The sequence below is a fragment of the Stutzerimonas stutzeri genome (assembly GCF_002890915.1).
GTDB classification, from domain to species: domain Bacteria; phylum Pseudomonadota; class Gammaproteobacteria; order Pseudomonadales; family Pseudomonadaceae; genus Stutzerimonas; species Stutzerimonas stutzeri_AF.
Map to the genome: position 1 here is coordinate 34,569 of NZ_POUT01000009.1, position 11,099 is coordinate 45,667.

Below are 11,099 nucleotides of genomic sequence, written 5' to 3' on the forward strand. Positions count from 1 at the left end.
GTGCAGAATCTAATCGACCTGCGACCCAGGCCGACCCGGCTCTGCCAGCCGCAACCCGCCCTCCTGATCGCGGTCTATGCTGGAGGGCAAGCCGCGACCGGCCACTCCGCGAGGTGAGGCAACACTGAAGCCGAGGCACATGAGCATGACCACCAACACGCACAACGGGCGCTGGAGCCACCGGCTGGGCCGGGGGGCTGGCCGTGCCTGGCGTGGATACCTCCGCCGCGAGCAGCGTGTCGCCGGCTGGCTGGTGACGCGCGGGGTGCCCGCGGGCGCGGCGACGGCGGTGCTCTGGATCATCAAGCTCGCCGTGCTCGGTGTGCTGCTCTATTCCGCGTTCTGGCTGGGCTTGCTGCTGGTCTTTGCGGCGATCGCTGCCTGGGTGGTACGCAACGCTGATGCCGACGAAAGCAGTGACGATGACGAGCCTCAGTGGCGAAACGGCGTGGACGGATACGGTCTCTACCGGGGAGAGGTACGCATCGACGGCGGCAGCGCGGACGACGAGTAGCGAATCGCCACTCTCGGCGCTACTTTGCCTTCGCTGCTTTGATTGCAAGGTCAGCGCCTTTGCCTCCCGCAGACTTGGCGCCATCGGTGGCTGCTGAGAGCATCTGCGAAATGTTGCCTACGCGGACACCAACCCAGGCGAGCGCAGCTACCCAAAATGCCGGCAGCACGATGAACATCATCGCCATGACGAAGTTGAGCAGCATGTCGCCAAAGGCGTTGTTCAAGCCGATCAGCGGATCGAAGTTGGCGTGCGGCCTGTCCGCGCCAAACCCCCAGCCGTAGAGCGCATCCAGGATCGTGCTGTCGATCCAGCGCGCGAGTTGGAACCAGAAGTCCACGAAGAACAGCGCGAACTGGACGCAGCTCACCGTCACCACCGTCTTCAGGTCGTAGGTGCCGATCAGCAGCACCAGCGGGATGCAGATGACGAGCGCCATCTTGAGCATCGTCAGCACCATCGGCAGCGCCTGGCGCACCACGTCCATCGCCGGAAAGAAGCCCAGCGAGCCGACGGTCAGCCCCAGATCGCTCGCGCCGCGCGTGACGATGTTCGGCAGCGTCTTGTCGATCTGGCCGCCGTAGTCGGTGTAGACGGCGCCCTGGTTCATCTTCTGCTGCCGCGGTGAGACGACGGCGCGGATCACCGAGTCATTGACCTCGCTCTGCGACAGGAAGCCCACCCAGCGCCCGATGCGGGTCAGCAGGTCCGGGTCGACCTGTGCCAGCAGCCGGCTGCGCAGTCCCTGGCCGCCATCGGCCCACCACTGCCGGCAGGATGGATAGCCGCCGCCGCTGTCCACCTGTGCCAGCCCTGCATCGCGGGTCGCGTCGTAGGGCCAGGCCGTGCGTGGGGCCTTGGCGCGATAGGTGTCATAGAAGCCGGGCGTGTCGAGGAAGTAACTCGACCCGATCCAGGTCACGTCGTTCATCTGCTCGTCGGAGAGCGTCGGCCGGTTCATGAACAGCTTGGCGCGCGACGGCCCATAGCAGTCGTGCGTGAAGTCGGCGACCTCCTGTGCCAGCACCGGATCGTCGATGCGCGTGGCATCGACATCCATACGAATCTGACGCAGGTCCGTGCCGCAGGGAATCGCCGCCACCGCGGCGCCGGTGACCGCCTTTGAGATGGCGTGCATGAAGAACCACCACACCGGCACCAGCGCACTCTGGTTGTTGAGCGCCGTGTAGACGTTGGACCAGCCCGTGTCGTTGGGCAGCGGGACGTTGACCTGGCATTGCGCGGAGCGCGTGGTGTCGAACCTGATCGTGGCGAGATCCACCGGGATGAACGGGATGCCGGCGAACATGATGACCACGATCGCCACCCACACCCGGTTCTCGATGCGCATCGACGACAGCACGCCCTTGTTGCCTTCGTCCGCACCTTCGCTGCGGGCCTTGAGCCATTCCTGGATCACGATGGCCACGAACGGCAGCGCGAACACGCCGCTGGCCACGAGAATGCTCCAGATGCCGTTATTGACCACCCAAGCCACCAGGGTCAGGTAATACTCCAGGTAGTCCGTGGTGTAGAGCGTCATGCCTGCCTCCCGGTCTCAGCCGTGCCGCAACAGTTGGCTGGCTTCCAGCGCGACCACGGCGATCACGGCCGCGATCTCCGTGCGCAGCAGGCGCTGATGCGTCTCGCGGGACGGCTCCCGCCGCAACAGGCGCCGGCGCATCCACCACCAGCCGTAAGCCGTCGCCCCGTAGAGGCACAGCCGCCACGCGAAGAAGTGGCCGGCGTGCGCCTGCAGCCAGTGCTGCCAGCCCTCGACGCCGCCGACCACGTGGATGCCGGCGATGTTCACCGCCACCGCGGCGGCGACCACCAGCAAGGTCCACAGCAGCGCCACGCCGACGCGGCGGTTCAACAGCCATGGCAGCCGCAGCCAGGCCAGCCGGCTCATGGCGTACCGCTCCGCGGCTTTTGGACTTCCCGCAGACGGTCGCGCGTGGTGTCGCCCTCGAAGACGCCACGCGAGCCGGCAGCGCGGGTGCTGTGGCGCTGGATGATCGCCATCGCCGAGTTGCCGGCCAGCGTGCGGCGCAGCTCCAGCTCGGTCTTGAGGTTGTTGATCTCCTGCTCCAGCGCACCGTTCTCCTGGTCGACCGCCTGCACGGCCAGTTCGTTGGCGGCGACGTTCGGCTCCTTCTTGCCGGTCAGCAACGTGCGTTGCAGCAGCAGGGCCTTCTCCAGCACGCTGGACAGCGCCGCCTCCGACGCCAGGCGCTTGCCCAGCACGTCCTGGTCGGGTTCGTCACGCAGGGCCTCGATCACTCCGCGGGTGATCGGCAGCGAGCTGCTGCCGGCCGCGTCGAGATTGGTGGGCGTCGTCGGCCGGGTGCCCGTCACCAGCTCCTGCAGCACCTGCAGCTTGGTCTCGTACTCTTCTTGGATCACTGGCGTCAGCCCGACGCCAGGCGTGGTCTGGGTCTTCGTGCAGTTTTCGCAGGTGCGTTGCTCGCGTTCGCCCAACACGCGGGTCGCCCAGTCGGCGGCCGCCTGGGGCGAGGACCAGGTTTGGCAGGTCAGGCGGTTGCCGCAGGCGCTGCGCGCGATCGACGAGGTATCGGTGGCGTTGCGCCCGTTGAGCAGGTTGTAGCCCGCTCGCGTCACATCGCCGACCACCTTGATCGAACTCTGGCCGGAGCCGCCCGCGTTGCCGCCGCCGACCCAGGGCACGCCGTTGTTCCCTTTGTTGGACTCGGCTTGCTCGATGGCGGAGACGGCATCGGTGCTGCTGACCGCATCCCGCAGCGCCATCCCCTCGGCGAGCTGGTCCCAGCCGGCTTGGCCGCCGGCCATGTCCGCCATCCGATTGGCGATGGCCCGGCAGGTCATCTTCGAGCGGTCGAAGTCCATGCGTGCCTGGAGGATGCCGTTGGTCAGCAGGTTGTAGAGCCCCGGGTCGGCGCGCTGGATGATCAGGGCCGGCAGCGAGGCCACGGCGCTGGTGGCGTTCTGGATCACGTTGCTCATGATCGTCTGGAAGCCGTTGGTGATGCCGTTGAGCTGGTTCTGCAGCGTCGTGGTGATGCTCATGTCGCCGCAGATCAGGTTGCTGTTCCAGCCGACGCCCACGCCGATGCTCTGCATGTTGCCGGCACCACCCATCGACACCGCCCGGCCGCCGCCGATGCTGTAGAGCACGTCGTCGCCGATCACGCTGCCGCTGACGTTCACGCCATTGGGGTCGATGCGGGTCTGCGCCCAGGCGACGCCGACGACCAGCGTGATGGCCGCCACGAGCAGCGTGGCCCGCAGGGGCGACTTCGCGCGGTGCAGGAAGTCAGGGAGGGAGGCGTTCATCGTGGGTTCCTCACATGAAATCGACGCTGCCGAGGAAGACCTGGCCACGGCGCCGGCAGCAGGAGTACGGCCGCCACAAGGCCCAGGCGTAGTCGCCCTGCTGGGCCTGCACGCGGGTGCGGCTGTGCGGGAAGACCACGCAACTGTTCGAGAGCGTGGGCGTCAGCTCCTGCCACTTGCCCGTCGAGGCGTCGGTCTCGATCAGCGCGCCGGCCGGCCAGTAGCCGTCGCGGGCGTTGGCCAGCAGGGGCTGGTACACATGAATCTGGTTGCGGCGCGTCACGATGTCGCCCGCGCGCTGCGCGACCACGGCGCCGCTCTTGTGGTCGTCGGTCTGGTGCAGGAAGCCACCGCGGGGATACACGTTGCCCCAGAGGTTCAGGCCGGTGCGCGTACCGATTTCGCGCCGGCCGGGGATGAGCGCTTCGGGGTAGAACGCTTCCGGGATGTTGTAGCGCCAGGCGATCGTGTCGAGCGTGCTCAGCAGATACGGCATGAAGGCCGTGCCAGCGCCTTCGCAGGTGTAGCCGGAGGCGCTGGCGAACTGGCTGAACACCATCCCGGCCGGATGGCCGATGACATCGGCGTTCTTGAACTTGGCGAGGTTGTTCTCGTTGTCGTGATTGGTCGTGCCGTCACCGCCAGCCTTGGCGGTCGGGTTGGGCATGCTCATCGCCCTGACTTCCAGCCACGGGTTTTCGCCGGTGTTCGAGTAGCTCGACACCACCGCATCGGGGACGTAGTGGCGCACCTTGACGGAAGTGCGCACCGAGCAGCCGAAGGGCGTGCAGTACAGCCAGTAGCAGATTCCGACCACGCGGTATTCGAGGCAGTCGGGGGACAACGCCGACGAGACGATGGTGGCGGTGTCCAGGGCGAACGTCGACGTGGCCGTGCCCAACAGCAGCGAGGCGGCGGTGGCGCGCAGGCGCCGGCGTGCCAGCAGGAGGCTCATGGCTGCGTGCTCCGGTAGGCGTTGATGCGCGCGACGGCGCGGGGCACGTCGGGCTCGCCGTAGACCACGTAGCGTCGATCGACCACCACGGCGGGAATCTTGGCGATGCCCAGCCCCCAGGCATCCGCGACACCTTGGTAGGCGTGGCCGATGCGGCGTTGAAGGGCCTCGCCACCGTCATGCAACCGCTGCCGCACCAGGGCTGCAGCCTGTTGCGGGTCGGCCGGTAGGGGCGCGGCGAGTTCGACCTCGATGCGCGTGGCCTGGTCCAGCTCGATGATCCGCACGCCGGCTGGAGCCTGCACCGGATGACGGCTGTCGGTGACGACGAGCACGTCGGCTGCTGCAGTCTGGGTAAACATGAACAGCACTGCCCACAGTCCGGGCGCAATGCTGATGGTCGGCAGCCGGGGCGAAGCCTTGAAGACGGGGGCCGGCATATCGGGCGTCCTTGGAGTCGATCAAAGTCACAGTCGACTTCAAGTGCCGATCTAGCGCGACAAAGAAACCGCATCCGGCCCCTGCCGGTTTCATACCCTATGCCGTTGTGAGCGTTGTGATTGCCTCCTGTCGGAGGCGGAGATCAGGTGCGGGACGCTGAGGTGCCCGCGAACCCAAGAAACGCATGCTGTAAGCGAATCGGCATCGACGGCTTGGAGCGTGCATGTAGGCTCTGCCAAGTCCCGTCACTGATGTCGCTCGGGGCGAGGCGATCTACCGAGCGCGAAACTCTTCTCAAGTAAGCGTTGACGCCATCCGCGGATTCCGAAGGAGCGCCGGCAAGAACGTACCCCACCATGAAGCCGATAGCATGGTTCTCGCCGTACTTCTCCTGGATGAATCGATCCATGCCCTCGACGACGTACTCTCGACACAAGTGAGTGTCCGACCCGGCGATTCGTTTGCATTCGATGATCGCGTGCGGATCATGCTCCTGCGTGCGCAAGAAAATTTCGACGAACGCCAGCGGGATGTCGGTACGTCCGTCTGGCAGCATCACGTTGCTTTTGGATCGCGATTCCGTGCCAGGCAGCACCATGATCTGCTTCCACGGGGAGTTCTTCAGCGCAATGCGCATCCCGTCCCGCAGGCGCTCGGTCATGATTACCTCTCCAGCGTTGGCATTCACGTCCTCGGCTGCGCATGCTCGCTGCCAACCTGCGGCCAGTGTCAGCAGAATGACCGCCACAACCTCGGGCTCAAGTTCAATGAACTCTCTGCCCAGTGCAGGAGGTGCCTCATAGGGGATCCTCAAACTTTGCCCCCTGAAAAGCTCTCCGCGACCACTGCATCGGCATCTTCCAGTGCCGCTATGCCCATCCAGTAGCGCCGCGCTGCTGGCTTGATGATCACGACTTCGTTGCGTCCGTGTACTCGCAATTCCCGCTCTGCACTGAGCGCGGTCGCAATCTTGACTTTCAGGCGCCTGCCGATACGTGCCAGTACTTCACCCAATTCGCCTTGTGGTGCCACGACGCTCACGCTCGCATTACCCGGCCCCTCTTCCAAGACAAAGCGCACGACGCGCAAGGCCGAACTGCTTGGCAAGTCGAGCACTTCGGCGCGCATGTGCCGCTTATTGCGAACGGAAAGCCAATCCTCGATAACGGACAGGAACGTCTTGGCATACGCCGTGACCTCAGTACGACTGTCCGATGGCTCCACGGATGATTCGCGGCCGGTTTCCCATTGCCACCCGGCGCGAAGGAGGCCGTCTCGAATGACAGTTCGGTCGGCATCGTTCAGTTCGTACAGATCGAAGACAGCTTCGTCCAGTTCAGCCCATCCCCTCTCGTCGGTGCCGTTGGCGCGCAGATTCTTCTCAATCTGCAGCAGGCGCTGGCCAGCCTCAGATTTCACTGCGCTCGTGAAATTAGGCACCGGTAGGAAGCTGAGGTCGCGAGCCAGCAGCTTCCTCTTGTAGATTCCAAACTCTGCAGCGGTCAGATAGAAGAACCATGTCGCAAAAGCAGAACTCAACACGGTGGCAAGCAAATGTGCCGTCCGCGTGTGCCCTCTCGGAAGAGACACTGCGAAGTATGAGTTCGTGAAGACGAGATCCCGCTCGGAGACGGCCGCCAAGACGCGTGGACTCCCCAGAAGCATTTCCTTCACGATGAGAAGCGGGGCTTGATATATCTCCCGCGATCGTGGCCATTGTGCCTTCGATTGGCTGAAAGTCGGCAAATCATCGGGAATGTTGAAGTGCTGCATGTCTTTGACTTGCAGTACATCCAATCCTTTTAGCGGGCGAGCATCGCGCGTCTGATTCTCTGGGGCCCCGCGAATCAATCCAACCTGGAAGGTAGTGTCGAGTAATGAGAGTTGCTCGCCCAGATTTCTGTGGGCCGAAGTCAAGTCATCCAGCAATAGGAGGTCACGGCGCCGGCCAACGGCTGCTGCCTTGAGCTTCAACGGCTGTTCTTGGATTTCGTCGAGTGTCAAAGTGATGACGTCACTCGGCGCCACCTCGAACGAATGAGTCCTTGCACCGCTGGGCGTCCACGGGATCTGAACGACCGTGACCTGATCCGTTCGCTGCTTCGGTCGATGACGGGCAAAGAGAACCACTGCGGGCATGGCCGCTGTCGCGAAGAGCCAACTGCACAAATTGGACAGATTTACCAAGGTGATCGGAGCCACGGCTCGCATCACATGCTGAGCTGCTGCCATGCCGGTGCCGCTGCGGCTGAAGAACGGCATCGCGCTAAGAATGATGCCGAAACGGGTCTTCTCATGTGAGAACTCCGCCGCTCGCAACACGAAATCCAAGCCTTCACCGCGCGGTTGCGCAGGTACGCCCGCAACCCTGGTCTTGCGCCGCGCTTCGGTTCCTGTCTGCCCCCTAAAGCTCCAAGGGGGATTGCCCACGATAAGGTCGAACTGCTTCAGCCCTGTCGGCGTCGCCAGCACGGCCTTGCCATCTCCATCACGTTCGACAGTACGAGCGTCACCGACGAGCAATGTCCTGCCGATCAATGGCTGGAACTTCAGGGACTGCGGTGGTTGCGGGTCAGGGTCCAGCTCAAGCGCAGCCAGGTACAGGCTGAACGCAGCGACGCGAATCGCGGCTTCGCTAATGTCTACGCCATACACCTGCCCGTAGAGCGTCGAGCGGATCAGCTCCCTCGTGGGCGGCTGACCTTGCGAGCGAAGATGAACCAAGCGCCGCAGCGCTTCGACCAGGAAGACACCGGAGCCGCACGTCAAATCCAGCACCGACTCCCGTCCAGATAGACCATCCATGACCTCATCGAGGACCAGCGAGACGACGGACAGTCGCGTGTAGTGCACGCCGTTTCGCAACGCTTCTGTGCGCTTTCCTCCAGTCTGCGGCTCAGCATGTGCAAACTGCTCGTAGATCGAGCTGATGAGCTCGACCGGAATCACGTCGAACTGGTAGGGGAAGAAGCTGAGTTGCCCGCTTTCAGGATCGACAGCCTCCAGGAACTCCGCAACCCGCGTCAAATGGTGAGCTGCTGGTGTCGTTTTCACCGACGAGGGCGGAAACATATCGCCGTTGAAGGTCTGGGCCAGCCATGCGAACAGCTTGCTGGTCGCTGGCCGGTCGCGCAGGATCGCCGGCAACGCCGTGCGGCCGCATACCCGCTTCAACCGCGCCGCACTGACGATCTCGCGGTCAATCAGGTACTGGGTGAAGATCACGCGCCCAATCAAGGCCTGCGCCGCATCGCGCGCGAGATTGCCTGCGACCAAATCGCGTTCGAGACATCCAAGGTCAGACAGGAGCTTCTGATCGACGCTGGTCTTGCGATCGATGGCCGGCACCTGGGCCCAGAATTGGCCCGTCTCGATCGCCAGTCGGCCGGCCAACTCGTCCAGTTCATGAAGCGAAGCTTCGATGTTCTCGAAACGCCGAATCAAATGTCTCTGGGCATCGCCTTCTTTCGCGGGTGTGCCGAAACCGTTGTACAGGTCGATACGCTGCGGCGAGATCACCCACAGCAACGGCGCGAACCCCTCGTTCCAGACCTCTCGTCGCCACTGGCTGACCAGATCGTCTGCAGGCGCGCTTTGCTCAAACTTGAAGTAGACGGTCAACGACGACGCGCTGCGCCACAATGCGTCCGGAACAAAAACGCGGCCGTGGCGCGAGGACTGCGCCTCGGCCCCCAACCGAAGACCGGGCGCGGGTTGCCCGTCCGGCAGGTAGCCGGTTGCGGCGAGCACCTGTTCCAGCGTGGCAGTGTTCACGCCCTACTCCGGATAGCTTCGGGTGGAAACGGCAACGCTGCCTGGCTCGGCGTCGGGACGATCGGCAGCATGTGCTGCTGAAGCCGCATGATCAACGGATCGAGCGGGATGACGAGAGTCGGTTGCGTCGGCGCCGGTCCAATCCCCTCGGGGCCGATATCGCACAGGGTCGCCGAAGTGGCCGTCACGAACGCCACGGACCCATTCAGCGCCAATGCGCTACTCGTGCCCAGCAACCGAAAGAGCGCGTCAACGCCGACGCTGACGGTGGCGATGTGCACTCCCAACGAGCTGACCAACTCATTGGTAACGGCCAAGCCTAGGAGATCCGCGAAGGTGAATCGGGCAGCCTTCCCGGTCTTGGACGCCAAGTAGGGCACGGTCTTGCGCCAATGCCGCACCGTTTCGACGGACACGCCGGTTAGCGTGCGCATCTGGTCCTGAGTGTACTGGATGGCGGTGACGGCAGACATTCGCGTTGCAGGCAACTAGAAAATATGCAGATTCTGCCATGTAAAGGTGTGCTTCTCAACAGGTAAAGGCCGGTTCAGCCGCCTATCCCACAAGCCTTCCAAGCTTCCGAAAGTCGCGACCATCAGAGCGCATCGCGAACGTGTGGATAGGGGCAAGACGCAAGGCGCCCCCGGAAGGGGCGCCTGCGGACTACAACAAGCCGGCTTCGGCGAACGAGTACGGGCTGCCCTTGCCGACGATGAAGTGGTCCAGCACTCGGACATCGACGGTGGCCAGGGCGCTCTTCAGCCGCTCGGTGATCGCACGATCAGCGGCCGATGGCTCGGTGTTCCCCGAGGGGTGCTGATGCGCCAGGATCAGCGCCGAAGCGTTGAGCGCCAGCGCACGTTGGACCACCACCCTCGGATACACCGAAGTCTGGTCGACCGTGCCCTTGAACAGCGGCTCAAAGGCGAGCACCTGGTGCTGGCTGTCGAGAAACACGATGGCGAAGATTTCGTTCGGCTCCGCGACCAGTTTTAGGCGCAGGTAGTCGCGCACGGCGGCGGGACTGCCCAGCGCTGGACCGGCCTTGAACACGCGGTTCTCCAGCAGGGTGATGGCCTGCCGGATGATCCAGTCTTCGTGCTGGGCGGCGATCAGGGTGAGCGACTCCGGGCGGGAGTCGGCGATGACGAGAGACATGGCGAACCTCCAATGGATGAGATCGGAGGGCGCCTGCCCCCTGGAGGGCAAACCCTCCTGGGGACGATGGGGATGGAACAGGTGACGAGCGGGCATCCACCACCGCGGATGCGGTGGCTGTTCGCGTCAAGGGATGCGATGCGAACGGGTTTCGATCAACGCGGACGAGCCGCGCCGCAGCCTTGAAGATCGATGGCTACCTGGGCATGTCACCGGCAACGCCGGCGGGCATGTCTGGGGAATGGGCGGGTTCGGCTACGGTCGTGCTGCCGGCGGCGAGCAGGTCGATGGCCGACAGCAAGGCATCGCCTTCGACGGGACCGTGCAGCAGGAGGGTCTTGCCGGACTCGCGGTCGCGCAGTTGCAGGGCCGGCGTGGCCGCGATGCCCTGCTGTGCGGCTTCCGCCGCCTGGGCACGGATGACCGCATCGGGGCGATCGCTGTCGAGACAACCCTGCATGGCTGGCGTGAGGTCGGGATAGCGCAGGCCCTCCGGCAGGCCCTGGCCGTCGCCACGGGTGTGCGCGTAGAGCCACGCCACGGCTTGCCAGAACGTGGCATGTCCGCCGGTCTCGCCCGCGCACTCGGCCAGGCGCGCCCCGGCAGTCGCAGCGGGCTCGTGCATGGACAGCGGCAGGTGGTGCCACTGCCAGTTCACCTCGGGATGGGCGTCGATCCAGCGCTTGAGCGTGGGGAAGTAGGCCCGGCAGTACGGACACTCCAGGTCGGCGTACCCGACCACCGTGAAGCGCGCATCGGCACGGCCATACAGCCAGGGCGCGCCGGCCGGTTTCGGCGCTTCGGACCCGGCGGCGGCCAGGGGCATGGACTCGGTTGCCGGATGCGTCACGCGCAGCAGCATCCACGAGGCAACCGCAACGGTCACCACGATCAGCAGACCGATCCGGGGATGACGGCGGGCGAATGAAGGCATGCGCATCG

Annotated in this window: 11 protein-coding genes; 1 reads left to right on the forward strand and 10 read right to left on the reverse strand. The window is 64.5% G+C overall.

Going from position 1 to position 11,099, the window contains the following annotated elements:
* The first annotated feature begins 139 nt into the window (after positions 1 to 139).
* On the forward strand, positions 140 to 514 hold the full coding sequence (locus CXK94_RS15845) for a DUF3742 family protein (protein ID WP_102895067.1): 375 nt from the start codon (positions 140 to 142) through the stop codon (positions 512 to 514).
* 19 nt (positions 515 to 533) lie between these two features.
* On the opposite strand, the gene CXK94_RS15850 is transcribed toward CXK94_RS15845, so the two are convergent.
* From CXK94_RS15850 to CXK94_RS15895, 10 genes are all read right to left on the reverse strand, one after another.
* Positions 534 to 2,057, reverse strand: coding sequence for a conjugal transfer protein TraG N-terminal domain-containing protein (locus CXK94_RS15850; protein WP_102895068.1), 1,524 nt, complete (start codon positions 2,055 to 2,057; stop codon positions 534 to 536).
* A gap of 15 nt (positions 2,058 to 2,072) precedes the next feature.
* On the reverse strand, positions 2,073 to 2,426 hold the full coding sequence (locus tag CXK94_RS15855; protein ID WP_102895069.1) for a hypothetical protein: 354 nt from the start codon (positions 2,424 to 2,426) through the stop codon (positions 2,073 to 2,075).
* Complete coding sequence (locus CXK94_RS15860; protein WP_102895070.1) at positions 2,423 to 3,829, reverse strand: integrating conjugative element protein; 1,407 nt, start codon at positions 3,827 to 3,829, stop codon at positions 2,423 to 2,425. Before CXK94_RS15860 ends, CXK94_RS15855 begins: the two co-directional genes overlap by 4 nt.
* 10 nt (positions 3,830 to 3,839) lie before the next feature.
* Positions 3,840 to 4,784 carry a TIGR03756 family integrating conjugative element protein gene (locus CXK94_RS15865; protein WP_102895071.1) on the reverse strand — a complete coding sequence of 315 codons (945 nt, stop codon included), beginning with the start codon at positions 4,782 to 4,784 and terminating at the stop codon, positions 3,840 to 3,842.
* Positions 4,781 to 5,224, reverse strand: coding sequence for a TIGR03757 family integrating conjugative element protein (locus CXK94_RS15870; protein ID WP_102895072.1), 444 nt, complete (start codon positions 5,222 to 5,224; stop codon positions 4,781 to 4,783). Before CXK94_RS15870 ends, CXK94_RS15865 begins: the two co-directional genes overlap by 4 nt.
* A gap of 143 nt (positions 5,225 to 5,367) precedes the next feature.
* Entirely contained in the window at positions 5,368 to 5,886 is a 519-nt protein-coding gene (locus CXK94_RS15875; protein ID WP_017462901.1) for a hypothetical protein, read from the reverse strand.
* Positions 5,887 to 6,035: 149 nt separating this feature from the next.
* Complete coding sequence (locus tag CXK94_RS15880) at positions 6,036 to 8,999, reverse strand: HsdM family class I SAM-dependent methyltransferase (protein ID WP_102895073.1); 2,964 nt, start codon at positions 8,997 to 8,999, stop codon at positions 6,036 to 6,038.
* Complete coding sequence (locus tag CXK94_RS15885; protein ID WP_016446149.1) at positions 8,996 to 9,472, reverse strand: MerR family transcriptional regulator; 477 nt, start codon at positions 9,470 to 9,472, stop codon at positions 8,996 to 8,998. Before CXK94_RS15885 ends, CXK94_RS15880 begins: the two co-directional genes overlap by 4 nt.
* A gap of 190 nt (positions 9,473 to 9,662) precedes the next feature.
* The gene (radC, locus tag CXK94_RS15890) at positions 9,663 to 10,157 is read right to left on the reverse strand and encodes a RadC family protein (RefSeq protein WP_102895074.1); all 495 of its coding nucleotides are present in this window, start codon (positions 10,155 to 10,157) and stop codon (positions 9,663 to 9,665) included.
* A 196-nt stretch (positions 10,158 to 10,353) separates the two neighbouring features.
* Positions 10,354 to 11,097, reverse strand: coding sequence for a thioredoxin domain-containing protein (locus tag CXK94_RS15895; RefSeq protein ID WP_102895075.1), 744 nt, complete (start codon positions 11,095 to 11,097; stop codon positions 10,354 to 10,356).
* Positions 11,098 to 11,099 lie beyond the last annotated feature (2 nt).